The sequence below is a fragment of the Paludisphaera sp. genome, from assembly GCF_037189885.1.
GTDB lineage: Bacteria > Planctomycetota > Planctomycetia > Isosphaerales > Isosphaeraceae > Paludisphaera.
Genome location: NZ_JBBCIR010000059.1, coordinates 17,092 through 43,507, shown reverse-complemented (window position 1 = coordinate 43,507; position 26,416 = coordinate 17,092). Strand labels below are relative to the sequence as shown.

The window sequence follows — 26,416 nt, the reverse complement described above, 5'->3', positions numbered from 1 at the left end:
GGGGGGGGGGGGGGGGGGGGGGGGGGGGGGGCGAGTGGGGCTCGCCCGCCGCGCGGTCGTCAGCTCCGCTTGGCGATGATGGTGGAGCCGTCGGGGGTGGCGTCGTTGGCGTAGTCGAACCACTTCGGGTCGAACTCGATCCGGCGGTTCTCGCGCATGGCGATGTTGCTCGTCAGGGCGATGACGGCGTCGGCCAGGGCGACCTCGCCCTTGCAGCGGGGCTGGTGCTCCTCGTCGGCGTGGAAGTTGGAGGCGTCGCCGTACCGGACGCAGTAGGCGAAGTGCTCGAGCTCCTCGCGGTAGCCGCGCGAGGGGTCGGCCGTGGCCAGGCCGCCGATGGCCGTCGCGGCGCTGGGGCCGGCGAGGCTGGGGCTGGTCTCCAGGACGGGCTTCTTGCCCTGGGTCTCCACGGTGACGCTCGTCGACTTGGAGAGGGTGGCGTTGCCGGCCTCCTTGAACAGGAGGATCTCCTTCTCGCCGGCGACGATCATGGTCCCCTTGGAGCCCATGACCTGCTCGCCGTAGCCGTCGAACGAGTTGGTGTTGATCGACGAGTATGTCACGACGATGCGGTCCTTCGGGTCTTCCCCGGGGAACTCGAACATCGTGAAGACGTGGTCGTCGGCCTCGCGCCCGTCCTTGTAGAAGAAGGTGCCGCCGACGCCGGTGACGGCCAGCGGGTGCTTCTTGCCGAGGAAGATGGAGCAGGCGTCGAGCTGGTGGCTCCCCAGCTCGGCCATCAGGCCGGCGCCGGTGCGGTTGTAGAGCCGCCAGTTGATCAGCTCGTCCAGGCTCTTGTAGCCGTAAGCCGCGTAGTCGATCTTGAGGTCGGCCTCGGGGTAGATCCGCCTCCAGGAGTCCTGGTAGACGATGTTCCCCTTCTCGTCGCGCTGCCACTCGGGGAGGCCGGTGGCGGCGTCGAAGACGGTGTTGCCGGCCTCGTCCTTCTTGACGCGGGGCTGGGCGTTATTGCGGTGCCAGAGGGCCCGGATGTGGCGGACCTCGCCCAGGGCGCCGCTGTTCAGCAGGAAGTTGGCGTTGTCGTAGAGCGCCGAGTAGTGCCGCTGGTGGCCGACGGCCAGCAGGCGGTTGGTCTCGCGGGCGACCCGGCACATCTCCTTGCACTCGGCGATCGAGTGCGCCATCAGCTTCTCGCAGAAGACGTGCTTGCCCGCCTTCATCGCCTTGATGGCGACCGGGGCGTGCAGCCACAGCGGCAGCGCGATGACGACGACCTCGACGTCCGGGTCGTTGTACATCTCGTCGTCGTTGGCGTACTGCTTGATTGCGTTGGCGTCGGCCTCGCCGTACTGCTTGTGGTTGGCGAACTCCTTCCGACACCGCTCGATCTGCGAGGGGCGGATGTCGTGGAAGCCGACGAAATTCATGTAGTCCCGGTTGTGGAACCGGATCATGGCCTGGCAGCCCTCGTCGCCGGTGCCGATCAGCGCGGCCTTGACGGGGGGCTTGTCCCCCATCTTGTTGTAGCCGAAGTAGAAGGCTCCCATCGCCGGGGCGGCGGCCGCCGCGGCCAGCCAGTCGCGACGGCTCATGCCCAGGGCCCGATTGGCGTTCTCGCGGCCCAGGACGCGCTCTTCGGGGGTCAGGTGCGTCATATTCGTATTCCTCTCGAAAGAAGACGTCGTCTCAGGATCGGGTCGCGACGAGGGGCTCACGGCCGTCGAGCGCCGACTCGTCGCCGGCGAGGCCCTCGCGGCGGGCCAGGCGGCGTCGGCGGCGGGCGCCGAAGAGCAGGGCGTCGAGCCCCACCCAGTGGGCGCTCGGCGTGGCGGCGATCAGCAGGCAGGCGATCAGCTCGATCAGGTTCTTGCTGACGATGAAGTAATGGCCCTCCACCTTCGTCGGCTCGGGCACGCCCGGCCACGGCGGCATGGACAGGTAGATCATCCCCAGGAACGTCGCGGCGCACAGGGCCGAGAACGGCGTGAAGAGGCCGAGGATCAGGCAGGCCCCCATCGCGATCAGCCCGTACATGGTCAGTACGTTGGCGACGTCCAGGAAGGTCGTCCGCGGCCGATATTCGCCCCTTTCCTTCTGCTCGGGCGTCGCCAGCCCCTGGATCGCCCCCATCAGCGCGTCGGTCCGCGCGATGACGGGCTCGGCGAGCTTCTTGCGGTCGGCCTCGAGCGCCTTGCGGGCCTCGTCGGCGCGCTCGCGCTCGTAGGACAGGGCCTTCGGGTCGCGCTCGGCGAGCATGGCGGCGCGGAGGTCGTGCAGGTACTTGTTCACGTCCTGGGCGTTCGCCGGGGCGTGGAACCAGTAGTCGGCCCACTGGTCGGCCTCGGCGAGGAGCTCCCGCGACCGGGCCTTCTGGTCCTCGGTGAAGTTGTGGAAGCTCGCCACCTCCTCGGCCGCGTCCGCCCACGACTTCTTCAGGCGGTCGGGGTAGAGGAGGTTCAGGGAGTTGGGGTCGTCGAGCATGCCGCGGAAGTAGGGGGCGAAGGGCCCTTCGGCGGCGCGGAGGTACATCTCGGCGGAGAACGGCTTGCCGCGCTCGCCCGACTGGTACTTGTCCAGCCCCTCGTAGAGGAAGTGCCAGCCGATGGCGACGCGGAGCAGGACGAGGAAGGTCGCCCCGAGGAAACCGATCTGGAAACGTCTGGCGGCGTTCAGGGGACGCCTCCTTTCACTCTGCTAGCGACTGGCGTGCGACGGTCAAATCAAGACGTCGCGAAGTCGCCGGGGCCGAGCCCCAGCGCGACGACGCGGGGGCCGCGGTCGGGCGGCCCCTGGTCCACGAAGACGACACCTACGTCGGCCCGGCGCGCGACCAGGTCGCGGGCGGCGTCGGGCCCCAGGATGTACAGCGCGGTCGACAGCGCGTCGGCCTCGGCCGCCGTCGGCGCGAGGACGGTCACGCTCGCCGGCCCGTCGGCCGGCTCGCCGCTCCTGGGATCGAGGATGTGGCCGTAGCTCCGGCCGCCCGCCTCGAAGTTCTGGAACGCGCCCCCGGAGGTCCCGATGGCTCGATTCCGGACCCGGAAGACGCCCAGCGGGGACGCTTCGTCGTACGGGTTCCGCAGGGCGATCTCCCAACGGTCGGCGAACCGTCCCGGCGGAGAGCCCAGCGCGTACAGGCTGGACCGGCCTCCGTGGACCAGGGCCGAGGTCGGCAGGAGGTGGCCCCGGATCACGTCGACCGCCCGGTCGATGGCGTAGCCCTTGCCGATGCTCCCCAGGTTGATCACCATCCCGGGGACGGCGAACGAGACGGATCGGGTCGCCGGGTCGAGCCGGAGCTTGCGCCAGCCGGACCGGGCCATGGCCTCGGCCCGCTCCCGGTCGGTCGGCACCCGTCGCGGGCCGCGGACGAAGCCCCAGGCCAGCGAGAGCGCCCCGGCGGTGACGTCGTAGGCCCCGCCGCTCCACTCGGATATGGCGCGGGCCAGCTCCAGGAGGCGGAACAGCCCCTCCTCGACGACGACGGGGCCCAGGTGGGCCGAGGCGTTCAGGCGCGAGACCTCGGATTCGTCGTTGTAGATCGTGAGCTGGCGTTCCAGCTCCTCCACGCGGTCGAGAGCCCGCGACGCCAGCTCCAGGGCCCCCGGCAGGCGGGCCCCGAGGCGGATCTCGAACGCGGACCCCATGCCCGGCCGATGCACGCGCAGGAGGTCGGTCGCCGCGGCGGAGTCCGGGACGGGGGAAGGCGGGCGGGCGGACGCCGAACTCATGCGTCGGAGACGCATCAGGTCGCGACGGTTCACTCCGCTTCGAGGAGCCTTCACGGAGGGGGGCCTTGTAGGGGTGGTGGGATGCCGGGGGGGTCGCCGTCGGGGACTCGACCCTCGGGACGATCTTTCGACTATAACGCGGAGGATCCCGCCGCGCGAAGAGACTGAATCGACGAAACCTCGGCGGCTCGGCCGGATAAGCCGGCGCGGTCGGCACGCGCCAGTTCGTCTTCCATCGCCGGGTTTCCGGGGTGGATATACCCACGTCGGGGCGAGGGAGGATGGATTTCCTGATGCCGGGCCCCGCGGCCGGCCGATGATACCGGCGTCAGGATAGAGCCGGATGCGCGTCGGGTTCACGTCTCGCCGTCGCGCCCCGGGCTCGTGCTCGGCCCTCGAGCGGATCAAAAACGGCCTGGGACCGCCCGGCGCCCGGCCCGCGCGAATGCACGGAGGACGATGAACCATGGCGACCGCACGGCTGCGACTCTTCCCCTATCCCGAGGAAGATCACGAGGAGGCCGAGGCCCCGTCGATCCCGATCCGGCTCTGCGACCTTTATCCGCTGCTGGCGCAGGCCTATCGCGACAACTACGTCTGGCTGCGCGACTTCGAGGAAGACGAGCTGCTGGTCAGCCCCGACCTGTACGAGGTCGTCCGGGCGTTCTCCAACTGCCGCCCCTCGGCCTGATCGGCCGGGCTCGCCCGCTCGCGATGCCCGCCGGGGCCCCGGCGGGCACCCTCGCCCCGGTCCCCGAAGTCGACGCGGGCTCGTTCGACCTTGCCCCCGCCCCTCCGAAGCGCTAGTCTAGGTGGGGGATCATCCTGGGCGTCGCCCTCCCCGTCTCGGCCCGCCCCTCTGGCAGCGAGCTTCATGATGGCCACCAAGAATACAGCGAGCGACGAAGCCTTCACCATCGAGCGGCATGGCGACGTGACCGTCATCATGGCCACGCCGGCCCTGGAGAGGCTCTCGTTCCGGCTGGAGAAGCAGGCGGCCGACCTCATCCTGGAACCGATCAAGGGGTGCGACCACCCGCTGATCGTCTTCGACCTGAGCCGGGTCAACTACTTCGGGTCGATGTTCCTGGCGCTCCTGATCCGCACCTGGAAGCTCGTCACCGCGCGCGGCGGTTCGATGGCGATCTCGGGCGTGACCGCGAGGACGAGGGAGCTGCTCCGCGTCACCTCGCTGGACATCGTCTGGCCGATCTACGACACCCGGAACGAGGCGGTCGAGGCGCTGCTCCTCGACTGACGCGACGTCCGCCGTCGCGTCGTCGCCGGCGGACGGCCCCACCGCCGTCCCGGACGATGGCCCGACGGCCCGCCGATCGCCGCCACGCGACTCCTATCCCGGAGCGGAGCCGATGGGGATCTACGACCGCGAGTACTACCAGGGCGACAGGGGGGGCGCGTCGTGGCTCGGCCCCACGTCGTCCTGGTGCAACACCCTGATCCTCATCAACGTCGGGGTGTTCCTGGCCGTCTGGATCCTCCGGATCGACCAGGACACGCTCTACGCCTGGTTCGCCGCCTCCCCGAGGGGGATCTTCGAGGAAGGGAAGATCTGGCAGCTCCTGACCGCCACCTTCCTCCACGACCAGACGCGGATCCTCCACATCGTGGGGAACATGCTGTTCCTCTACTTCATCGGCCGCGAGGTCGAATCCCTCTACGGAGGGAAGGACTTCCTGGCGTTCTACCTCGCCTCGGGGATCGTCAGCACGCTCTGCTGGGCCATCCTGGCGGCGGCGTTTCGGCCCCATGCCGGCGTGATGATCGGGGCCTCCGGCGCGGTGTTGGGGGTGGTGACGCTCTACACGCTGTACTACCCCCGGCGCGAGCTCCTGTTCATGGGCTTCATCCCGACGCCCATGTGGCTGCTGCTGGCGATCTACCTGGTCTGGCCGCTGCTGGGCGACGCGCGTTCGTCCGGGATCGCGTGGGAGTCGCACGCGGCGGGGGCCGCGTTCGCCGTGGCCTACAAGCACTTCGACCTCCGCTGGACGCGGCTGATGGGCACTTGGGGCGGCCGGCCCCGGCTCAAGGTCGTCGTCCCGCCGCGCTACGAGCAGTCCCGCCCGCGCTCCGCGGTCCCCGGCCGTGGCGACGCCGTCGGCGCCAGAACGGCCACGACCGTGCAGGAAGACCAGCTCGACGCCAGGCTGGACGAGGTCCTGGCGAAGATCGCCCGCGAGGGCCGCGAAGGGCTGACCGAGGAAGAACGCAAGGTCTTGCAGGACGCCAGCCGACGCGCCCGCCACCGACGGGGCGAGCGCCTATGACCCCGCCGGGCTTCGCCGTGCGGGCCGCGACGCTCGCGGACCTCGACGCGATCGTCGAGTTCAACGCCCGGCTGGGCTGGGAGACCGAGTCGAAGCGGCTCGACCGGGCCATCCTGCGCGAAGGGGTGTCGCGCGGCCTGGCGGACCCCGACCGCCTGCGTTACTGGGTCGCCGAGGCGGCGGGCGAGGTGATCGGCCAGACGGCGGTTACCCGCGAGTGGAGCGACTGGCGCGCCGGCTGGCTCTGGTGGCTGCAGAGCGTCTACGTCCACGCCGACCACCGGGGCCGCGGCGTCTTCAAGGCCCTCCACCGCCGCGTCCGCGACGAGGCGCTCGCGGCCGGCGACGTGATCGGCGTCCGTCTCTACGTCGAGAACGAGAACCACGCGGCCCGCGAGAGCTACCGGGCCCTCGGCTTCGCGGACGCGGGCTACGCCGTGTACGAGGAGCTATGGCTGGATCGGTCGGGTCGGCCGTCGACCGCCCCTCTCAGGACTCGCCCCGACTGATCCGACACCAGCGGTCGAGCAGGGCGGCGGCGCGGCCCGTATCCAGGGCGTCGGTCGCGAGGGCGACCGCGTCGCGGAGCGGCGTCCCCTGGGCGGTCCAGATGGCGGCCGCCGAATTCGCGATGATGTAGGCCCGCGCGGGCCCGTCACCGCCTTCGAACACCTGACGAAGCCGCGCGGCGCTGTCGGCCGGCCCGCTCACGGTCAACCCTCGGGCGGGGGTCACCGGCAACCCGAAGTCGGCGGGGGTCCAGGTCAGGCGGTCGATCCGCCCGTCCTCGACGAGCATGACCTCGGTCTCGCCGGATAGCGTCACCTCGTCGAGTCCGTCGGACCCGCGGACGACGACGGCGCGGCGGATCCAGGGGGTGCGCGAGAGCACCTCGGCCATCCGTCGCGCATGGCTCTCGCGGGGGACGCCGACTAGCTGGTACGGGGGCGAACCCGGGTTGCACAGCGGGCCGACCAGGTTGAAGACCGTGCGGAACGGCAGCCGACGCCGGATCGGCGCCACCGCGCCCAGGCCGGGGTGGAACCGCGCCGCGAAGAGGAAGGCGACGCCCAACTCCTCCAGCCCCGCGCGCAGGGCCGGGGGCTCGGCCTTGATGTCGACGCCGAGTTCGGACAGCACGTCGGAACTCCCCGACTTGCCGGACGCGGCGCGGTTGCCGTGCTTGATGACGGGCACCCCGCAGGCCGCGACCACGACGGCCGCGCCGGTGGAGATGTTCACGGTGCTGGCGCGGTCGCCGCCGGTGCCGCACGTGTCGATCGCGCCTTCGCGGTCGTGCTCGAAGGCGACCATCCCGTCGCGGACGGCCTGGACCGCGCCCAGGAGTTCGTCGCCGGTCTCCCCCTTGACGTGCAGGGCGGTGAGGAAGGCGGCGGTCTCGACCTCGCCGGCGGCGCCGTAAAGGATCGCGGCGACGGACAGGCGGGCGGACTCCACGTCCAGGGGGCGGCCGGCGGCCAGGTGCTCGATGGCGTTCGTGATCGCGGCGGGCAGGTCGGTCGGCATGGGTCAGGGGACTCGGAAGATGTGGCGCTCGACGCGGCCGTCGACGGGCCGGTCGATCGTGATCAGCAGGGGGGCGGCGTCTTCGTGGGCCAGCAGCCGCGCGGCCTCCGCCGCGGAACGGATCGGCTGCTCGTTCACCGCGGCGATCACGTCGCCCGCGCGGCAGATCTCGGCGAACGGGCCGCGGGGGTCGACGTCCGACACCAGCGCGCCCCGGGTCGATCGCGGGAGGCCCCGACCGACGGCCGACGTGGCGTCGAGGGTCGTCAATTCGAGCCCCATCGCGCGGGCGGGCGTCGCCGCGTCGCGAGGCTCGGCGTCCGGCCCGGGCTCGGCGTCCGGCTCGGGGTCGTTCGGCGAGCCCAGCGTGCGCTCGCGGTCGTCGACCGTCACCTGGAGCTTGGTCTCGTGGGCGTCGCGCCAGACGACGAGTTCCGCCGGCTGGCCGATCGGGAACATGGAGACGGTGTTGATCAGGTGGTTCAGATCCTGGATCGAGGTCCCGCCGAAGCGGAGGACGATGTCGCCGTCGCGGACCCCCGCGCGGGCGGCGGGGGAGTCGGGATAGACCCGATTGATGAGCGCGCCGTGCGGCCGGTCGAGGCCGCGGGCGGCGGCCTTCTCGGCGCGGAAGTCGGGGTCCAGGACGATCCCCAGGCCGCCGCGGGCGACCCGGCCCTTGGCGATCAGCTCGTCCATGATCCAGCGGGCGAGGTTGATCGGGATGCTGAACCCGACCCCCTCGTTGCCGCCGTGGCTGCTGGCGATCGAGTTGTTGACGCCGACGACCTCGCCCAGCATGTTGACGAGCGGCCCGCCGGAATTGCCCGGGTTGATGGCGGCGTCGGTCTGGAGGAAGTCCTGATTCTCCACGTCGATGAGTTCGTCCATGTGCCGGCCGCGGGCGCTGATGATCCCCTGGCTCACCGAGTGGGTCAGGCCGAACGGGCTCCCCAGCGCCATGACCCAGCTGCCGACGCGGACGACGTCGCTGTCCCCCAGGCGGGCCGAGGGGAGGTCGTCGCGGTCGAGCTTCAGGACGGCGACGTCGGCCATGGCGTCGCTCCACATCTCGACGGGCGTCAGCGCCCGGCCGTCGTGCAGGAAGACGCGGATGCGGTTGGGCTTCGCCCCGCCGACGACGTGATGATTGGTCAGGACATACAGCCCGGCGGCCTTCTCGCTGCGCACGATCACGCCCGAGCCGGTCTCCTCGAACTTGCGGACCCGCTGGCCCTCGTCCTGGCGGCTCGTCTTCTGGGTGACGATGTGGACGACGGTCGGCCGGACGGCCTGGGCGACCAGCTCGAACATCCGGTCGACGTGCTTGAAGCGGTCGTACTCCAGCTTCAGCTCGTCATAGATCCGCGAGTCGCCCTCGCCGGCGCGGCTGGCCCGCGGGGCACCCAGTTGGACCGGGCCGTCGAGGCGGGGGGCGGCCTGGGCCGAAATCGTCCCGCCGCCGCGACCGAGTTGGAACCCGAAGCCCAGCCCGATCCCCATCGCCCCCGCCGCCAGGATGACCGAGGCCGGCTGAATCTTCATGCACGGGGCTCCGAGTCTAGGGGGCCGGCGGGCGCGGGCCGTCTGTCCGAGGCGCGCGGGACGACCGTCCCGCCCGATCGACTTCCCCACAATATACCCCGCGCCTGGGGGCCTAGTCAAAAACCAGGAGCGAGCAGGGGAGGGCCGCGATGGTCCGGAGGAGGCCACGGCCTGGCAAGCCTACGAGGCCGTTCGTCGGGACGAATCTCGCCGATCACAACGCGAGACGGGCCACGCGTATCGCGTGAACGTCCGGTGGGCCGCCGTCACCATCGCAAAGCGCGATGGGTGTGCAAGGCCCCCGATGCATACACCTGGGATGCGCTCCGCGGCCTTCGGCGCGACGACGCGCGGAGGTCGAATCGCGGGCGACGATCATGTGATAGGTCGGTGGAGCGAGAGCCGCGTGGGACGGGCGGCTCGACGAGCGAGGCCACGACGCGGGCCGGGTCTCGCTCGCCGAGCGGACCGAGGGACTCAGGACTTCTTGGCGCGCGACTTCGATCCGCCCCGAGCGGGCGCCTTCTCCTCGGCCTTCTCTTCCACCGGCAGCACGGTCCCGGCGGCGCCCACGACCGCCCCGAGCGCGGCGTCGGGGCCCATCTCGCCCAGGACGTCGGCGGTCGACGTGGCCCGCTTGCCGCGGCCCTTGAGGGCCTTGACCTCGTTCTCGTCGATGGCGCGAGCGGCGGCCTTCACCGCGCCCACCACGGCCCCGGCGGCCATCGTGTCGAGCGTCGAGCCAGCCTGGGCGACCATCCCTTGAGACTTTGAGGAACGCTTCGCCTTGGCCGGCTTGCTCGAGGCTTCCGACTTGGGGTTCGTCTTGGACTTGGCGGGACTCTTCGCGGCCTTCGCCACGCCGCCCGATCCCTTCTTGTCGCCGGCCTTCGACGCGCGCTAGCCCGGCTTGGCCTTGGCGTCCAGCTTCTTGGCGTCGTCTTTCGGCTCGGCCTTCTTCGCGGGTGCCTTGGCGGCTTTCTTGGAGGCGGTCTTCTTCGTGGTCGGCATCTTGGTATCTGCGGGGCTCTCGCCCAGGCCTAGCAGATTTCGAGGATTCAGGGCGCCGAGGTGCCGCCGCAGGTCGGATCGGGTCTTCGCGATCTCCTCGCGGATCTCGGACGGCGACGCGTCTACCTGGTCTTTCCCCTGACCCATTCCAGATCCTCCTTGAGCGTGGCGAGCGTCTCCCGCGGGATGAAGTCCACCCCGGAAAGCTTGCGCCCGCCCGCGCCCATGAGCCCGGCGCCGACCGCTCCCAGCAGGCCACCGACGAGGCCGTAGCAGCCCCAGAGCGGCACCCGACTGACGCGGTGGAGTCCGTGGACGAGGGCGAGGGAACCCAGGAGGCCGCCGGCGGCCGCGAGCCCCGCCCCGGCCGCCAGCGAGGTCACGGCCGGGACGGCCTCCGACGCGGTCTCCCTGATCTCGCCGCGGAGGAGATCCGCGTGCAGCTCGACGAGCCGCACGGCATCCCGCGCGACGGGTTCGATCCCGTCGGCCATTTTCGATGCGATGTCTTGCTCCAAGGTCGTGACCTCCCGCGGTATTGCGTCCCGTCGCCTGCATACGCAGAGCAAACCGTGCGCCGCCTGAGCAAGGCCCACTCCTTTCGCGCTCGCCGCGCGAAGGGATTGAGCCATCCCGACCGGCTGGATCAACCGCGGGGGCTGCTCCGATCACGCCGCGCGGCGGTTGGACCGGCCCGCGATGAAGGCCGAGCGCGCGGCGCGGGCCGAGAGAAATGTCGGAGAAGCCCGCGCGGCGGAAGATTCGTCGGCGAGTTGGGCGCGCGCGAGGAAAAGGTTGGGCGCGCGCGATCGCGACGACGGGCCGGCCCCGCGCGGAGGTCGGCCCGACGTGGTGATGGGGGCGGAAGTTCGGCCGGGGGGGCTTACTCGACGTCCAGGTCGGTCACGACGATGACTTCCAGGGTCCGCGGGCCGTGGACGCCCTCCACGCGGTTCAGCTCGATGTCGGAGGTGGCCGACGGGCCGGAGATGAACGTGATGGGGCGGTCGGGGGATTCGGCCGCGGACTGGAGCCGGGCGACGGCCTCGGGGACCAGGCCGACCACCTGGTCCTGGAAGACCACGCAGAGGTGGTAGTCGGGGACCAGCGTGATCGCGCGTCGGCCCTGGCCGGGCCCGCTGTCCAGGACGACGGTCCCGGTCTGGGCGATGCCCAGGGCCGAGCCGGTGAGGACGCCGTCGCTCCGGTCGAGTTGCTCGTTCGTCAGGCCGGGCTCGCGGATCAGCTCGACGCCCGGCGGGGCCCAGCCTTCGGGGATGTCGGCGGGGACGACCAGCCGGCGGACGTTCCGCTCCGCGCACGACTCGGCGATCGCGGCGGACAGGGCGTCGGGGCGGGCGATCTTGACCTTCGCCTTGTACTCCCTGACGCGCTCGATGAAGCGTTCGAGCCGCTCCCGCTCGGGCGACTCGTCGACCAGCAGGTAGTCGCGGGCGACGGCCACGTCCTCGGGCTTCTCGTCGGGGGGGACGTCCTTCAGGGCGGCCCGGATGCGGTTCAGGACGGTCTCGCGCGACGACGTCACGGCCGGGTCTCCTCGCGTGGGGGCTGCTTGGGGCGGACGGCGCGCTCTCGCTGGGCCCACCACTCGCGGAACGTCTGGGGGGCGATCGGGAAGACGTCGCGGACGGCCGTCCAGCCGCCGAGATATCCCGGCAGGCGCCGGATCATCCCTTCCCTCAGCATCAGCTTCTGGCCCTGCCGCCCGATGCGCTGCATCGCCCGGAAGCGGCGGGGGGACGTGAACACCTTCGCCAGCGCCCGCATCGCCACGTTCTCGGGGGCGAGGCGGCCGGTGATCGAATCCTGCTTGTGGCGGATGACCTCCCCGCGCAGGTGGACCAGCACCTCCGGGATGTTGATCTTGACCGGGCAGACCTCGTAGCAGGCCCCGCACAGCGTCGAGGCATAGGGGAGGGATCCGGCGTTCCCCACCCCCACGAGCTGCGGCGTGAGGATCGCGCCGATGGGGCCGGGGTAGACCGAGTTGTAGGCGTGGCCGCCGGTCCGCTCGTAGACGGGGCAGATGTTGAGGCAGGCCGAGCACCGGATGCACTGCAACGCCTGCCGGCCGACCTGGTCCCCGAGCACCTTGGACCGGCCGTCGTCCAGGAGGATCAGGTGGAACTCGTCCGGGCCGTCTCCCTTCGGAGCCAGGCCGGTCCAGAACGAGGTGTAGGGGTTCATCCGCTCGGCCGTGCTGGAGCGGGGCAGCGTCTGGAGGTAGACCTCCAGGTCGCGCCAGGTGGGGACCAGCTTCTCGATCCCCATGACCGAGACGAGCACCTTCGGGAGGGTCAGGCACATGCGGCCGTTCCCCTCGGATTCGACGATGCAGATGGTCCCGGTGTCGGCCACGCCGAAGTTCACGCCGCTGACCGCGACCGGGACGGTGAGGAACTTCTTGCGGAGGTGGGCCCGGGCCGCGGCGGCGAGCTGCCTCGGGTCGTCGCTCAGGCCCTCGGTGTTCTCCAGCGTGCGGCGGAAGATTTCGCGGATTTCGGCCCGGCTCTTGTGGATCGCCGGCACGAGGATGTGCGACGACCGCTCGTCGGCGAGTTGGATGATCAACTCGGCGAGGTCGGTCTCGTAGGCCCGGATCCCCTGGTGGGCGAGCGCCTCGTTGAGGCCGATCTCGTCCGTTGTCAGCGACTTGATCTTCACGACCTCGCTGGCGCCGTGAAACTTGACGATCCCGGCGACGATCCGGTTGGCGTCGTCGGCGTCGGCCGCCCAGTGGACGTGGCCGCCGACCCGTCGGACCGACTCCTCGAACTGGACGAGGTACTTGTCCAGGTGGCGGAGCGCGCGATCCTTGATCGCGCGGCCGGCCTCGCGGAGCCGCTCCCAGTCGGGCATCTCGGCGACGGCCTTCAGGCGCTTGCCGCGGATGGTCGTCGTGGCCTTGCCCATGTTGAAGCGGAGCTGGGCGTCGGCCAGCGAGAGCTTCGCCGCGTCCTGGAACGGCATGGCCGGCCGGCCGACGGGCAGGGGGGGGACGACCTCGCGCGACATCAGCTCGGCGTTGGTGGTCGGGTCGTGTCGGCTCATCGTCGGTCGTCCTTCCCGGCGTCGGCCGCCGCGGCGGCGACCCCGACGGCCGGCATGCCGTCCTCGGTCGAGGCCAGGATCTCGGCCAGGTGGATCGGGTTGACCCCCGTCCGCGAGCGGTGCAAGGCCCCGCCGATGTGCATCAGGCAGGAGTTGTCCGCCGAGGCGCAGTACTCGGCCCGGGTGTCCAGGATGCAGCGCACCTTGTCGGACAGCATGGCGATCGACGTGTCGGCGTTCTTGACGGCGAACGTCCCGCCGAAGCCGCAGCACTCGTCCGACAGGGGCAGGTCCACCAGGTCGATCCCGCGGACCTTGCGCAGCAGCCGCTGGGGGGCGTCGCCGATGTGGAGCATCCGCATCGAGTGGCAGGTGGTGTGGAACGTGACGCGATGGGGGAAGTACGCCCCCACGTCCTCGACCCCGAGGACGTTCACCAGGAACATGGCCAGCTCGTGGACGCGCGGGACGAGGTCGGCCACGTCGCGCCGGAGCGCCTCGTCGCCGTGCTCGGCGGCGATCTTGGGGTACATCTCGTGGACCATGCTGACGCAGGAGGCGGAGGGGGAGACCACGGCCTCGGCGTCGCGGAAGGTCTCGACGAAATGGCGGACCAGCGGCAGGCTCTCGCGGTGGTAGCCCGTGTTGTAGTGCATCTGCCCGCAGCATGTCTGGTCCATCGGGAACTCGACCTCGTGGCCGAGCCGTTCCAGCAGGGCGACCATCGCCTTGCCGGTGCCTGGGAACAGGGTGTCGTTGAAGCAGGTGATGAACAGCGAGACGCGCATGAACTACCCCCGATGGGACCGCGACGGCCTGGCGCCGGCGCGACTTGCGCCGCGGGGGGCCGGCGTTCGCCCCCCTCGGCAAGCGGACTGCCGCGATTCTATCGCGCCGACGGGGGGGGCGACAGGGAGCGGCCGGGTTCAGGCCTCGTCGGCGGGCTCGTCCTCGTCCCCCTCGGCCGGGGGGATCGGCTCGACGCGGACCTTGCGGATCCGGGTCGGGTCGGCCTTGAGGACGGTGAAACGGTGGCCGGCGACGTCCACCTGGTCCCCCGTCCGGGCGAGGCGGCCGAGCAGGTCGAGGATCAGGCCGCCGGTGGTCTCGGCGTCGGTCTCCGGGACCTCCACGCCGACGGCCTCCTCCAGCCGGTCGAGCGGGCAGGAGGCCTCGACCTCGAAGACGCCGCCGCCGAGGTCCGCGACCTCCGGGACCTCGCGGTCGAACTCGTCCTGGATCGGCCCGACCAGCTCCTCCAGCACGTTCTCCAGCGTGACCATGCCCACCACGCTGCCGTACTCGTCCAGCAGCATCGCCAGGTGGATCATGTTGCGCTGGAACTCCAGCAGCAGCTTGTCCAGGGGGAGGGTGACGGGGAGGTAGGGGGCCTTGCGGACGAGCTGCCGGAGGTCGACCCGGCCCCCCTGGGCTCCGCCGTTGCGGAAGACATCCTTGACGTGGATCATGCCGATCACCGTCGTCAGGTCGTCCTCGCAGAGGGGGTATCGCGTGTGCCCGGCCTGGCGGGCGACCCGGAGGTTCTCCTCGATCGGCCGCGAGAGGCTGAGGTAGACGATGTCCGGCCGGGGGATCATGATCCGCCGCGCCGTCTTGTACTCCAGCGCCAGGACGTTCTCGATCATCATCCGCTCGGTCCTGGTCAGCTGGCCGCCGGCGACGCTCTCGGCGAGGATGTGCCGCAGCTCCTCGTCGGTGTGGGCGATCTCCTCCGGGTTCGTCCCCCCCAGGCCCATGACCTTGAGCGTCAGGTTGCTGGCCGCGTTCAGCAGCCAGATGGCCGGCCAGAAGATGTAGGCCAGCAGCACCAGCGGCGGGGCCGTGATCAGGGTGACGACCCGGGGCGCCCGGATCGCCAGCGTTTTCGGCGCCTGCTCCCCCAGCGCCATGTGGAGGAAGGTGACGAACGTCAGCGAGATGATCGGGACCACCGCGATCGACAGCCCCCCCGCCGCGACGGGGGCGTGGGGGAGGCCGATCCAGGCCAGCGCGCGCTCGACGAGCGGGTTGATCCACTCGTCGATGGTCCGCCCCAGGGCCAGGCTCGCGACCGTGATCCCGATCTGCGAGGCCGACAGGTACAGATCCAGGTGGTCGAGCGCCTTGCTGGTCAGCTTCGCCGCCCAGTTCCCCTGCTCGGCGAGCTGCTCGATCTGGACGGTCCGCACCTTCACGAGCGCGAATTCGGCGGCCACGAAGTAGGCGTTGACGAGGATCAGGCCGGCGATGATCAGGAAGTGAGACGTTTCCATAAAAGGCCGGCGGGTCTCCTGGTCGGACAAGGTGGCGGGGCCGTCGCGACGGGGCCCGCCGGCGGTCGGCTGGAATTCTAACCGATCGAGCGCCGCGTGGCACTCTCGAATTCCCTCCCCCGAGACGGCTTGCGCCTTCCCGAAAACGGGAGGCGACGGCGGGGCGTATTTCTGGTAAAGTCCCGCGGCCGGTCGGACGACGCCCGCGTCCGGCCGCCGCCTCGGGGGATCGAGGCGGCCTGGCGAACGCTCATGGAGGAGTGCTCCGCATGGATGCCCATCGCGCCTGGTGGTCGCGCCGACTGGCGGCGGCCCTGGTCCTGTCGCTCGCCTCCCTGCCGTGCGGGGCCTCGGCCGCGACGTACCGGACGACGAACTTCGAGGTCACCGCCCCCACCCGCGAGGTCGCCCAGCAGGTCGGCGACCACGCCGAGGAATGCCGGCGGACGATCGCGCGGGCCTGGCTCGGCCGCGAGATGCCCGACTGGGCCGCCCCGTGCCCTATCCGGGTGAAGCTGACCGGCGGCGAGGCCGGCGGCGCGACGACGTTCGGCTTCGACCGTGGCCGCGTCACCGACCAGAGCATGATGGTGGAGGGCCGGCTCGACCGGATCCTCGCCTCGTCGCTGCCCCACGAGGTGACGCACACCATCTTCGCCGCCTTCTTCGGCGGGCCCATGCCCCGCTGGGCCGACGAGGGCGCGTCGCTGCTCAGCGAGGACGAGCGCGAGCTGACGCGCCACGACCAGATCGCCGCCGACCTCGTCGGCCGTCGCGGCGAGATCAAGCTCGCCGAGCTGTTCGTGATCGACGAGTACCCGAAGGATCTGATGGCGTTTTACGGCCAGGGCTACTCGGTCTCCCGATTCCTGATCGAGATCGGCGGCCGCCCCCGGTTCCTCCGCTTCGTCCGCGACGGCCTCCGCTCGGGCTGGGACGAGGCCACCTTCGAGCATTACGGCCTGACCGATGTCCACGAGCTGGACCGCGCCTGGCGGTCGTGGCATCGCGGCGTCCTCGCCGACCGTCGCACGCCCCCCTCCCACAACCCCGTCCTCGCCTTCGACGACGCCCCCCAGCCGATCGACTCCCCGCGACGCATCGCCCGACCGTGAGCCGGAAAGTTGGCTTCGTTCGTCGCGACGGTCTTTCGCGTGGCTGGCGATAAATTATCACGGCTACGGCGTTTGCACCGTTTTGACGTTGGCTTCGTTCGGCATTTTCGAATGCTCGATCGCGGGCTAACTTGCCTCGTCGTCGGGAGCTAGAACCCCGGACGGCGAGGCGTCGCGCCCGCGTTGCTCTCGCCTTGGCCGCCGCCAGGGCCAGCGACGACGAGTCTCCCGCGGGCTTCGCCCCGGTCGTTCCCACGAGTCGAATTGTCAAAGATCACGATCATCTCAACGGGGAAGGATCGCGCGAGGACGGCCGTCGATTTCATGATTCCGGTAATAGGACCCGGAATACCCCCTGGAAACCCCACGCCAGGCCTCGCGCCCTCGGACCGTGAACCTCCTCCCCCCTCGCGGGGGAGGAAAGACCGCGAAGCGGTCAGGAGAGGGGGATGGCGAGCACGGGCGCTGTTGGGATTCGACGGTCCGCCCTCATGGCCGCCGCGACCGACCCGCCCCTGTCCCGCGCTCGGGTCGCCCATCCCCGCCAGGCGTGAGGGCGTCATGATCTCCGAGTTCCTCCCGCGCCTCCGGACGCTCGCATCGGCCGATGGGGCGTGATACGATCCGCCGGTCATTCGGCCCGGGGAACCGGAGCGGGCCGATCCCATCGTAGCTCCCCGCGCCGGAGTGACTCGTCATGTGGATCGTGCTTTTGGCCATTGGACTCGCGGGGGTCGCGGCGGACGACGGGGCGACGCGGCTCTTCGACGGCGCGACCCTGGACGGCTGGGTCGCGGAGGGGGCGTCGGAGACGGTGATCGACGGCGTGAACGCCCCCGTGTGGGTCGTCGAGGACGGCCAGATCGTCTGCCGCGGCAAGGGGTTCGGCTTCCTGCGCTACAAGGAGCGGGAGTTCGACGACTTCACGTTCCACGTCGAGTTCCGCATGCTGGCCCCGAAGTGCAATAGCGGCATCGGCTTCCGAACCACGGCGTTCGACCCGGCCGATTCCCGCGGCACGCGTCCCTCGTTCTACTCGTACGAGATCCAGCTCATCGACGACGCGGGCCAGCCGCCGAATCCGCACAGCTCGGGTTCGCTCTACCGCTACATGGCCCCGCGCGAGAACGCCATGAAGCCGGTCGGCGAATGGAACACCATCGAGGTGACGTGCCAGGGCTCGCGTGTCCGGGTGGTGCTCAACGGCAAGACGCTCCACGACATCGACCAGGTCCAGGTCGACGCGCTCAAGACGAAGCCCCTCCGCGGCTACGTTTGTCTTCAGAACCACGGCGGCCAGATCGCGTTCCGCTCGGTCGAGATCCGCGAGCCAGACCGCGAGACCGCTACGAAGTGACACCGCCGTCGTCTTTCCAACCCGGCCATCCGACGGCCTACCCGACGTGCCGTAGGTTCGATCGAGATTGAGACATGGACGCAGCGACTTTCGTCCAAGCCAAGTTCATCTCGAATGACCCCATCTATTTGCTCGTGCCGGTATTGTGGTTGGCCATGAGCGTTGTCAACTACTTTCTCTTCGACGCCGGGAAGGACGCGGCCTCCAAACGGAAATGTTATCCTCAATCCGTCCGGCTCAACGCCGTCTTCTTCGTCGTTGTCGTCACGGTATTCACCGTCAGGGAGAATGGGCCCCTCGTCGGACTTTGGATGCTGGTCATCCTCGTGCCCGGGACGCTCATGATCTCGTCGATGATTCTCCATTCCACGAAGTTCTGCGACCAGTGTGATTCCCTCGTTCGCTCCCAGTACGGGTCCACCGCCCCGGTGACCTGCCAAAACTGCGGCGCGTTGCTCGGTGAATGTCCCGACCTGCCCGACGAATTGTAGTCGGCCTCCTCGCGCGGCTCGACGTCGAGCCGGGCCGCGGGGGATAGGGTCGGAGAAAAGGCGTGAAACGATCGCGGGTCCTCCACGACCACCCCGAGCCCTCCGGGGGACCGGGGCGCCGCTCGCCGCGAGCACCATGCGCCGCGGGCTGGCACACGACGAGTTGCTCGCCGCCGGATAGGTCTTGTCCCAGTCTCTGGTAGGCGTCGGTTGTACCGGGGATCGTGCGCCAGGACGTTACGGCGCATCCGAACCGTCAGCCCCGCTTGCGGCAGACGTAAACCTGGGCAAGGTCGTCGTCGGAGACGGGGCCGAAGCGGACCTCGGTCTCGAAGCCGGCGCGTTCCAGGATCTCCGGGAAGTCCGCGCCGATCTCGGTGAAGACGCGATAGCCCACGTCGCCGCCGGGGTGCATGATCGGGGTCGCCAGGTCCACGATCGAGCCGTCTCTGTCGAGACGCGCCCGCGGATACGTCCGCGGCACGACGGGGGAGACCGGGACCGTGAAGACATGCAGGCCCCCCGGGACCAGCACGCGGCGGATCTCCGCCAGCGCGGTCGCGAGGTCGGGGACGTGCTCCAAGGTCTCGGAAGTGAGCACCAGGTCGAACCGCTCGTCCTCGTACGTCAGCCCCATCAGGCTCTCGTGGCGGACGCCCCCGACGTGGCTGCCGGGGCGGGCGTTGGGGAAGAACTCCGACGGGTGGAATCGGGCCAGGTTCCCGAGCGTCTCGTGGACTCCGTCGATCCGGTTGATCTCGGCGATCCGCAGGTCGCCCGCCTCGGCGCCCCTCGTCCACGAGCGGAGATCCGGCGCGCGGACGCCCGCGATGGGGTAGAGGTCGAGGATGACGTCGGCGAGCCGTCGCGCCCGCAGCTTCGACCCGCAGCCGGCGCAATCGCACGATTCCTTCCGCGCCAGGGCGCGCGCCTGACGCTCCGTGAGCCCCCAGAGCGCGACCAGCCGGGGAGGGACCACGCGGCGGCGGTAGAGCATCAGCCGGCGCTCGCCGCAGACCGAGCAGCGCTCGACCCGGCGGCTCATCAGGGCCGACGCGCGGTCGCGCGCGAACCAGCCCGCGCGATGGGCCTCGTTCCAGGCCCGGATCAGGGGACGCTTGATCAGGGGTGGCAGGGGAATTTTGCTCATGTTCCGATCGGTTGAGGGGGGCGCGTGGGCTTGACCGGACCGGCCGTCGCCGATTAGGATCGATTCATGCGTCCGCGAGGATGAGGCGCGCGCCGACCTCGGAATTTGACGACAAATTAGGGCGAGGATCAATGGCCTACGCGACGACCGTCCAGCGGCACAAGACGAAGGAGATCGGCATCGGCGACGCGCCGGTCGGGGGGGACAACCCGATCCTGGTGCAGTCGATGACGACGACCAACACCTTCGACGCCGAGGCCACCCTGGCCCAGATCCGCCGGCTGGAGGAGGCCGGGTGCGAGGTCGTCCGCGTCACCGTCCCCAAGAAGGAGGACGTGGAGGGGGTTAAGGCGATCCGGGACCACATCAAGATCCCGCTGATCGCCGACATCCACTTCGACTACAGGATGGCCCTGGCCTGCCTGGAGGCGCGGACCCCGTCCGGCCGCCGCGCCGTCGACAAGATCCGGATCAACCCGGGGAACATCGGCGGCGAGGAGCGGTTCAAGGAGGTCGTCCGCAAGGCCCGCGACGCCGGCGTTCCGATGCGGATCGGCGTCAACTCCGGGAGCCTGGAGAAGGACCTGGTCGAGAAGTACGGCTTCCCCTGCCCGGAGGCCATGGTCGAGAGCGCGCTGCGGCACATCGAGACGGCCGAGTCGCTGGGCTACAAGCAGATGATCGTCAGCCTGAAGGCCAGCCACGTCCCGACGGCCGTCGCCTGCTACGCCGAGTACGCCGCCAAGGCGGACTACCCCACCCACGTCGGCATCACCGAGGCCGGCTCGCGCGAGTACGGCACGCTCAAGAGCGCCGCGGGGATCGGGGCGATCCTGCTGCGGGGGATCGGGGACACCATCCGGGTCTCGCTCCTGGGCGACCCGGTGCCGGAGATCGACGCCGGGTTCGACATCCTCCGCGCCTGCGACCGCCGCGTCACCAAGCCCGAGGTCGTCGCCTGCCCGACCTGCGGCCGGCTCGACATCGACCTGGAGCGCATCGTCGCCGAGGTCGAGGAGCGGATGAAGGGGCTGTCCAACCCCCTCCGCATCAGCATCCTCGGCTGCCTGGTCAACGGCTTCGGCGAGGCCAAGGAGGCCGACATCGGCATCGCCGCCGGTTCGGGCAAGGGGGTCATCTTCAAGCGAGGCGTCCCCATCCGGCAGGTCAAGGAGGCCGAGATGGTCGAGGCCTTGCTGCAAGAGGTCCAGCGGTTCGACGAGTACGTCCCGCCCCTCGCCTCCTTCGTCGAGAAGGAGAAGCAGCGCCAGGCGAAATCCGTCGCCGGGCTGACGGTCATCGGCTGAGCGGCCGTCCGCCGCGTCAGTCGCGCCCGACGCCCGGGGCGTCGGGCGCGCGCCCGGCCGGGGCGGGCACCTCGATCGACTTGACGTTCCTGGCCCGGATCAGGCTCCGACGGCCGTCCTGATGCTCGACGACGAGCATCTCCCGCAACTGGACGGGGGCCCCCTGGTCGACGACGTCCAGGAGCGTCCCGAGCACGCGGACGTCCGACATCACGGCGCGGTCCACCATGTGGATGGTGACCCGCAGCCGGGGGTCGAGGACGCCGCGCGCGTCGAGCCGCCGGATCGGCCCGGGGTCGCCACGTCCCAGGCGATCGAGAAGCTTGAAGAACAGCGTCAGCACGACGACCACCAGGATGATCGCGCCGGCGACGCTGAGGCAGGCGATGAGGACTTCCATCCGGGCGTCCCTCCTTGTGGGTCAGAGGACGCCGACTGTCGCCCATCTCGCCCGACGAGGCGCATGAAGAAGGGGGGCCGGGGCCCCCCTTGACTTCAAGCGGTCGCGACGGCCGCGCGGGCGGTCACTTCGGGATGATCGGCGAGAGGGCCCCGACGGGGTCGGGCTTCTTCTTGACGGCGCCGCCGGACGAGGGGATGCCGCTGCTCGCGGATTCCGATGTCGTGGGCGGGGGCGCGGCCGACGTGTCGATGACGGGCGGCTGCCCGTCGCTCGTCTCTCCCGAGCAGCCGACGAGGAAGGCCGCGAGGGCGCAGGGCACCACGAGGCGCAAGGCGTTCGATTTCATGGACGTTACTCCAGGCGCGGGGCTGTATGGGCGGGACGCCCGTCGGACGTCGGCGATGACGCGACGGCGAGGAGGACGGGCGTCGTTGTCATGCGGAATCAGCCCGGGGATCAGAGGGAGTCGGAGCTGATGACCTCGCCGCCGGCCCGGGTGCCGAGCGCCCACCAGGCCTCGAAGCCGACCGAGTCCTTGATGAACCGCACCGAACCGTCCGCCATGCCGACGTTCACGCCGCCGGAGTGGTTGCTGTTCGGCGGGACCGCCGCCGACGGGCCGCCCCAGTACGTGTTGTCGACGGCGCAGGCGACGCTGTTCGGCGGGCCGAAGTGGGTGTAGGTGTTGATCGCCGAGTAGGCCGGGTAGGACTTCGTCCAGCTCAGCCCGGAGATGCTCGACGTCGCGACCGACGTCGACGGGATGTTGCGGCAGGCGGCGAGGAACGCGATGGCCGCGGCCCGGTCGCCCGTGTCGTGCGGGGTCGTCCCGCTGGGGTTGAACATCCCGCGCTTCCCGGAGACCGTCCCCGCGCGCATCATCGACAGGCCGTTGGGGTTGCCGAAGAGCTTCTCGCTGAAGAGGGCGGTGTTCGACGAGCCGTCGGTGATCGCCGAGAACGAGACCGGGGCGCCGCTACCGTAACCGGAACCCACGGTCACCGGGATGCTCGCGTTGTTCGGGACGATGATCCCCGAGAACGTCCCCAGGATTCCGGGGCCGCCGAGGTTTCCGTAGTAGTTCATCGTGCCCCAGCCCGGGTCGGGATGCTGGGTCAGGCTCTCCGACGGGCAGAGGAAGGTGGCGATCTGCGCCCGGCCGACGGTGGAGTTGACCCAGCCGTTGCCGGTGGTGCAGGGGGTGTCGTAGTCGGCCCCGCCGGTGGAGAAGTAGAAGTTGTAGTTGTCGTACATGGCCCGCTGCTCCAGGCCCGGCAGGATCGCCAGCGGCCACGACAGCGACCAGCCGCACGCCGAGTCGGCGACGTGGGGATACATGTCCTTGAACGGGAAGCACTGGTTCTGGTCGGCTTAGTTGTGGACCGCCAGGCCGAGCTGCTTGAGGTTGTTGACGCACTGCGAGCGGCGGGCGGCCTCGCGGGCCGCCTGGACGGCCGGCAGGAGGAGGGCGATGAGGACGGCGATGATCGCGATCACCACCAGCAGCTCGATCAGCGTGAAGCCAGCGCGGGACGAATCCCGTCTTGATCCGGTTGACATGGACCGACTCCGAATGAGAGTAAGGTGGGATGAACGGGCCCGGATACGGCCGCGGGGCCGGCGCGGGGAGAGTGGCGCGGGGGCGGGTTCAGGCAGGGTCGCGGCGGGATGCCGCCGCCTACGACTCAATTAAGACCAACGACTTAGGATAGTGCATCGGCCGTGGGATCTTCAAGGGAGGCCCCGAAATTATTAGGAATACCTAAGATATGGCGGATTGATGACTTAATGCATGCGTGGCGCCGCGCGGTCCGGCGGGCGACGCGCATGAAGAAGGGGGGCCGGGGCCCCCCTTCGATGGATTCGGGTTGTCGGACTCGGCGCCGGGGCCGGGTCAGTCGCCGACGGTGGCGAGCTCGGGGCCCTTGGCCTCCTCGCCCTTCTTGACGGCCTCGAACTTGAGCTTGCGGGATTCGTTCTCCCCCTCGATGTCGACGTTGATGAGATCCTTGCCGGCGAAGCTCCCGCGAAGGATCTCCTCCGACATCGGGTTCTCGATCATGTTCTCGATGGCGCGGCGGAGGGGACGGGCGCCGTAGTCGGGGTTGTAGCCCTTGGCGATGATGAGGTCCTTGGCGGCGTCGGTCAGGGCCAGCTCCAGGCCGCGATCGGCCATGCGGCCGCGGATCTTGGACAGCTCGATGTCGACGATCCGCTTGAGGTCGGGCTGGGTCAGCGAGTGGAAGACGATGACGTCGTCCAGCCGGTTGAGGAACTCGGGGCGGAAGTACTTCTCGATGGCGACCTTCAGCCGCTCCTTCATCTCCTCGTAGCTGCCCGCCTCGTCGCGGCCGCGGTCGAACCCGAAGATGTTCGAGGTCGACGTCGCCTCCGCGCCGGCGTTCGTCGTCATGATGATGATGGTGTTCTTGAAGTCGACGTTGCGGCCGAAGCTGTCGGTCAGCCGGCCTTCCTCCATGATCTGGAGGAGCATGTTGTAGACGTCGGGGTGGGCCTTCTCGATCTCGTCGAGGAGGACGACGGCGTAGGGACGCCGGCGGATCTTCTCGGTGAGCTGGCCCCCCTCCTCGTAGCCGCCGTAGCCCGGCGGGGCGCCGATCAGCCGCGCGACGTTGTGCTTCGCCATGTACTCCGACATGTCGATCTGGATCAGCGCGTCGGCGTCGCCGAACATGAACTCGGCCAGCGCCTTGGCCAGGTGGGTCTTGCCGACGCCCGTGGGGCCGGCGAAGACGAAGCTGCCGATGGGGCGCTTGGGGTCCTTGAGGCCGGCGCGGCTGCGGCGGACGGCCTCGCTGATCCGCTTGATCGCCTCGACCTGGGAGATGACCTTCTTCTGGATCTCCTCCTCCATGCGGAGCAGGCGGGCGGTCTCCTCGGTCTCCAGGCGCGTCAGCGGGATGCCGGTCATCTTGGAGACGACCTCGGCGACCACCTCCTCGTCGACCGTGCCGTCGATCTCCTTGGAGCGCTCGCGCCACTCGCGGGTGATCGTCTCCTTCTTCTTCTTGAGCTTGTCGGCCTGGTCGCGCAGCGCCGCGGCGCGTTCGAAGTCCTGGTTGGCGACGGCCTCTTCCTTGTCCTGGTTGAGCCGCTCGATCTGCTCGTCCAGCTCCTTGAGGTCGGGGGGCCGGGTCATGGCCTTGAGGCGGACGCGGGCGCCGGCCTCGTCGATGACGTCGATCGCCTTGTCCGGCAGGCAGCGGCCGGTGATGTAGCGGTCGGACATCTCGACCGACGCCTCGAGGGCGTCGTCGGTGATCTGGACGCGGTGGTGGGCCTCGTAGCGGTCGCGGAGGCCGCGGAGGATCTCCAGGGCCTCGTTGCGGCTGGGGGGCTCGACCACGATGGTCTGGAATCGCCGCTCCAGCGCCCCGTCCTTCTCGATGTACTTGCGGTACTCGTCGAGGGTGGTGGCGCCGATGCACTGGACCTCGCCGCGGGCCAGGGCCGGCTTCAGGACGTTGGAGGCGTCGATGGCGCCCTCGGCTCCGCCGGCGCCGACGAGCGTGTGCAGCTCGTCGATGAACAGGATGGTGTTCTTGGCGCGGCGGACCTCGTTCATGACCGCCTTGATGCGCTCCTCGAACTGGCCGCGGTACTTCGTCCCGGCGACCATCATCGCCAGGTCGAGCACGACGATGCGGCGGTCTCGCAGCAGCTCCGGGACGTTGCCGTCGACGATGAGCTGGGCGAGCCCCTCCACGATGGCCGTCTTGCCGACGCCCGCCTCGCCGAGGAGGACCGGGTTGTTCTTGGTGCGGCGCGACAGCACCTGGATCACGCGCTCGATTTCATTCTGGCGGCCGATGACCGGATCGAGCTTGGTCTGCCGAGCCAGATCGGTCAGGTCGCGTCCGAACGAGTCCAAGGCGGGGGTCTTGGACTTGTTCCCCTTTTGCGTGGCGCCTCGCTCCCCCCCCTCGCCGCCAGCGTCCATCCCGTGACCGAGCAAGTTCAGCACCTCCTCGCGCACTTCTTCGAGCTTCAGGTTCAGGTTCATCAGGACCTGGGCGGCGACCCCCTCCTGCTCGCGCAACAGGCCGAGCAGCAGGTGTTCGGTGCCGACGTAGTTGTGATTCAGGTTGCGGGCTTCCTCGATCGCGTATTCGATGACCTTCTTGGCCCGGGGGGTCTGGGGGAGCTTCCCCATCGTGACCATCTCGGGGCCGGCCTGGACGATCTTCTCGACCTCGTTGCGGATCTTCCGGAGGTCGACGTCCAGGTTCCGCAGGACGTTCGCGGCGACCCCGCTCCCCTCCTTGATGAGCCCCAGCAGGACGTGTTCCGTGCCGACGTACTCGTGATTGAAGCGCTGGGCCTCTTGGTTGGCCAGTTGCATCACCTTGCGAGCACGATCGGTGAAGCGTTCAAACATTCAGTCTTCTCCGATCCGACGTTCTGGGCGGCGACGGGCCGATCCACCCCGTCGAGGCGACGAGCCTTCTTCATCTTGCATTGTACACCCGCGAACCGCGTTCCGTAAAAGGGGCGCGGCGGACGCGATCCGTCCTCGTCGGCTCGGCGCGCCCCACGCCGCCCGGCGCGGGGCCCGGTCGGTCAGGCCTCGGGGCGGTCCAGCGCGGCGAGGGCCCGCTCGACCTCCCACCGCCATTTCGCGCCGCCGTCCTGCTCCAGGCACTGGCGATACGCCTTGCGGGCCAGGTCGGGCCGATGGGTCCGGACGTGGATCGCGCCCAGCTGCATCAGGGCGTCGGAGTCGCGGTCGTCCATGGCCAGGATCCGCTCGATCCGCTTCCGGGCCTCGTTCCACCGGCCCTGGAGATACGCCTCCATGGCCTCGCGATAGAGCCGGTCGATCTCCTGGCGGTGGCGGTCGGGGTGGCAAAGCCAGACCCACCACGCGGTGTAGGCGAAGGCCGCCCACCAGGTCAGCACGGCGGCGGCGGCGAAGAAGTCGGCCGAGCCGGGGGCGAAGGCCTCCGCCCACACCCATCGCGACGCGATCGCCAGGTTCACGGCCCCGGCGAAGAACCCCGCGAGAAGCAGACCGAACACCTCCTGGCCCGTCCAGATCTGCGGCAGACCCGGCCAGAAACACAGCAGCCCGATCCAAGCGCGTCTGGGCACGGTCGGCTCCTCCTGGGTTTCACGCGCCTCGGCGACGAGGCCCGACACATCCTGATTGTATGTTCCGTTCCGC

Annotated in this window: 25 protein-coding genes and 1 pseudogene; 8 read left to right on the top strand and 18 right to left on the bottom strand. The window is 69.9% G+C overall.

Features of this window, described 5'->3' with window-relative positions; genetic code table 11:
* Positions 1-59 precede the first annotated feature (59 nt).
* The 3 genes from WG209_RS17220 to WG209_RS17210 all read right to left on the bottom strand — a co-directional run bounded on the left by WG209_RS17220 (position 60) and on the right by WG209_RS17210 (position 3,692).
* Complete coding sequence (locus WG209_RS17220) at positions 60-1,616, bottom strand: Gfo/Idh/MocA family oxidoreductase (protein ID WP_337176313.1); 1,557 nt, start codon at positions 1,614-1,616, stop codon at positions 60-62.
* A 31-nt stretch (positions 1,617-1,647) separates the two neighbouring features.
* The gene (locus tag WG209_RS17215) at positions 1,648-2,490 is read right to left on the bottom strand and encodes a DoxX family protein (RefSeq protein ID WP_337176312.1); all 843 of its coding nucleotides are present in this window, start codon (positions 2,488-2,490) and stop codon (positions 1,648-1,650) included.
* 191 nt (positions 2,491-2,681) lie between these two features.
* Positions 2,682-3,692, bottom strand: a complete 1,011-nt coding sequence (locus WG209_RS17210; RefSeq protein ID WP_337176311.1) for an FAD:protein FMN transferase — start codon at positions 3,690-3,692, stop codon at positions 2,682-2,684.
* A gap of 466 nt (positions 3,693-4,158) precedes the next feature.
* Between WG209_RS17210 and WG209_RS17205 the strand changes: the two genes are divergently transcribed.
* From WG209_RS17205 to WG209_RS17190, 4 genes are all read left to right on the top strand, one after another.
* Positions 4,159-4,383, top strand: coding sequence for a hypothetical protein (locus WG209_RS17205; RefSeq protein ID WP_337176310.1), 225 nt, complete (start codon positions 4,159-4,161; stop codon positions 4,381-4,383).
* A gap of 186 nt (positions 4,384-4,569) precedes the next feature.
* Positions 4,570-4,950 (top strand): STAS domain-containing protein, encoded by a 381-nt coding sequence (locus tag WG209_RS17200; protein WP_337176309.1) that lies wholly within the window; start codon positions 4,570-4,572, stop codon positions 4,948-4,950.
* Between the two features lie 112 nt (positions 4,951-5,062).
* On the top strand, positions 5,063-5,980 hold the full coding sequence (locus tag WG209_RS17195; RefSeq protein ID WP_337176308.1) for a rhomboid family intramembrane serine protease: 918 nt from the start codon (positions 5,063-5,065) through the stop codon (positions 5,978-5,980).
* Positions 5,977-6,489 (top strand): GNAT family N-acetyltransferase, encoded by a 513-nt coding sequence (locus tag WG209_RS17190; RefSeq protein ID WP_337176307.1) that lies wholly within the window; start codon positions 5,977-5,979, stop codon positions 6,487-6,489. The genes WG209_RS17195 and WG209_RS17190 overlap by 4 nt, the downstream gene beginning before the upstream one ends.
* Here WG209_RS17190 and trpD read toward each other — a convergent pair.
* The 9 genes from trpD to WG209_RS17145 all read right to left on the bottom strand — a co-directional run bounded on the left by trpD (position 6,470) and on the right by WG209_RS17145 (position 15,408).
* Positions 6,470-7,507 (bottom strand): anthranilate phosphoribosyltransferase, encoded by a 1,038-nt coding sequence (gene trpD / locus WG209_RS17185; protein WP_337176306.1) that lies wholly within the window; start codon positions 7,505-7,507, stop codon positions 6,470-6,472. The two genes, WG209_RS17190 and trpD, sit on opposite strands and share 20 nt — an antisense overlap.
* 3 nt (positions 7,508-7,510) lie before the next feature.
* The gene (locus tag WG209_RS17180; protein ID WP_337176305.1) at positions 7,511-9,052 is read right to left on the bottom strand and encodes a trypsin-like peptidase domain-containing protein; all 1,542 of its coding nucleotides are present in this window, start codon (positions 9,050-9,052) and stop codon (positions 7,511-7,513) included.
* A 477-nt stretch (positions 9,053-9,529) separates the two neighbouring features.
* Entirely contained in the window at positions 9,530-9,913 is a 384-nt protein-coding gene (locus WG209_RS17175) for a hypothetical protein (RefSeq protein WP_337176304.1), read from the bottom strand.
* Positions 9,914-9,952: 39 nt separating this feature from the next.
* Positions 9,953-10,210 (bottom strand): hypothetical protein, encoded by a 258-nt coding sequence (locus tag WG209_RS17170; protein ID WP_337176303.1) that lies wholly within the window; start codon positions 10,208-10,210, stop codon positions 9,953-9,955.
* On the bottom strand, positions 10,186-10,581 hold the full coding sequence (locus tag WG209_RS17165) for a phage holin family protein (RefSeq protein ID WP_337176302.1): 396 nt from the start codon (positions 10,579-10,581) through the stop codon (positions 10,186-10,188). Before WG209_RS17165 ends, WG209_RS17170 begins: the two co-directional genes overlap by 25 nt.
* A gap of 365 nt (positions 10,582-10,946) precedes the next feature.
* Complete coding sequence (locus tag WG209_RS17160) at positions 10,947-11,609, bottom strand: lactate utilization protein C (protein WP_337176301.1); 663 nt, start codon at positions 11,607-11,609, stop codon at positions 10,947-10,949.
* Positions 11,606-13,135 carry a LutB/LldF family L-lactate oxidation iron-sulfur protein gene (locus WG209_RS17155; protein WP_337176300.1) on the bottom strand — a complete coding sequence of 510 codons (1,530 nt, stop codon included), beginning with the start codon at positions 13,133-13,135 and terminating at the stop codon, positions 11,606-11,608. Before WG209_RS17155 ends, WG209_RS17160 begins: the two co-directional genes overlap by 4 nt.
* Positions 13,132-13,923 (bottom strand): (Fe-S)-binding protein, encoded by a 792-nt coding sequence (locus WG209_RS17150; RefSeq protein WP_337176299.1) that lies wholly within the window; start codon positions 13,921-13,923, stop codon positions 13,132-13,134. The genes WG209_RS17155 and WG209_RS17150 overlap by 4 nt, the downstream gene beginning before the upstream one ends.
* Before the next feature lie 138 nt (positions 13,924-14,061).
* Complete coding sequence (locus WG209_RS17145) at positions 14,062-15,408, bottom strand: hemolysin family protein (RefSeq protein WP_337176298.1); 1,347 nt, start codon at positions 15,406-15,408, stop codon at positions 14,062-14,064.
* A 269-nt stretch (positions 15,409-15,677) separates the two neighbouring features.
* On the opposite strand from WG209_RS17145, the gene WG209_RS17140 reads away from it, so the two are divergent.
* The 3 genes from WG209_RS17140 (at position 15,678) to WG209_RS17130 (ending at position 18,371) form a co-directional block, all read left to right on the top strand.
* The gene (locus tag WG209_RS17140; RefSeq protein ID WP_337176297.1) at positions 15,678-16,523 is read left to right on the top strand and encodes a hypothetical protein; all 846 of its coding nucleotides are present in this window, start codon (positions 15,678-15,680) and stop codon (positions 16,521-16,523) included.
* A gap of 697 nt (positions 16,524-17,220) precedes the next feature.
* The gene (locus WG209_RS17135; protein ID WP_337176296.1) at positions 17,221-17,880 is read left to right on the top strand and encodes a DUF1080 domain-containing protein; all 660 of its coding nucleotides are present in this window, start codon (positions 17,221-17,223) and stop codon (positions 17,878-17,880) included.
* Positions 17,881-17,954: 74 nt separating this feature from the next.
* Complete coding sequence (locus tag WG209_RS17130) at positions 17,955-18,371, top strand: hypothetical protein (RefSeq protein ID WP_337176295.1); 417 nt, start codon at positions 17,955-17,957, stop codon at positions 18,369-18,371.
* A 256-nt stretch (positions 18,372-18,627) separates the two neighbouring features.
* Here the strand turns inward: WG209_RS17130 and WG209_RS17125 are convergent, their stop codons facing one another.
* Complete coding sequence (locus tag WG209_RS17125) at positions 18,628-19,521, bottom strand: methyltransferase domain-containing protein (protein ID WP_337176294.1); 894 nt, start codon at positions 19,519-19,521, stop codon at positions 18,628-18,630.
* A 131-nt stretch (positions 19,522-19,652) separates the two neighbouring features.
* Here WG209_RS17125 and ispG point away from each other — a divergent pair, with 131 nt between their 5' ends.
* A complete protein-coding gene (gene ispG / locus WG209_RS17120) occupies positions 19,653-20,828 on the top strand; it encodes a flavodoxin-dependent (E)-4-hydroxy-3-methylbut-2-enyl-diphosphate synthase (protein WP_337176293.1) in 1,176 nt (391 codons plus the stop codon).
* Positions 20,829-20,844: 16 nt separating this feature from the next.
* Here the strand turns inward: ispG and WG209_RS17115 are convergent, their stop codons facing one another.
* From WG209_RS17115 to WG209_RS17095, 5 genes and pseudogenes are all read right to left on the bottom strand, one after another.
* Positions 20,845-21,228 (bottom strand): hypothetical protein, encoded by a 384-nt coding sequence (locus tag WG209_RS17115; protein WP_337176292.1) that lies wholly within the window; start codon positions 21,226-21,228, stop codon positions 20,845-20,847.
* 124 nt (positions 21,229-21,352) lie between these two features.
* Positions 21,353-21,577, bottom strand: coding sequence for a hypothetical protein (locus WG209_RS17110; protein ID WP_337176291.1), 225 nt, complete (start codon positions 21,575-21,577; stop codon positions 21,353-21,355).
* 110 nt (positions 21,578-21,687) lie between these two features.
* Positions 21,688-22,791 (bottom strand): annotated as a pseudogene (locus WG209_RS17105) (DUF1559 domain-containing protein).
* Between the two features lie 334 nt (positions 22,792-23,125).
* The gene (locus WG209_RS17100) at positions 23,126-25,630 is read right to left on the bottom strand and encodes an ATP-dependent Clp protease ATP-binding subunit (protein WP_337176290.1); all 2,505 of its coding nucleotides are present in this window, start codon (positions 25,628-25,630) and stop codon (positions 23,126-23,128) included.
* Positions 25,631-25,812: 182 nt separating this feature from the next.
* A complete protein-coding gene (locus tag WG209_RS17095; RefSeq protein WP_337176289.1) occupies positions 25,813-26,343 on the bottom strand; it encodes a hypothetical protein in 531 nt (176 codons plus the stop codon).
* Between the last annotated feature and the right edge of the window lie 73 nt (positions 26,344-26,416).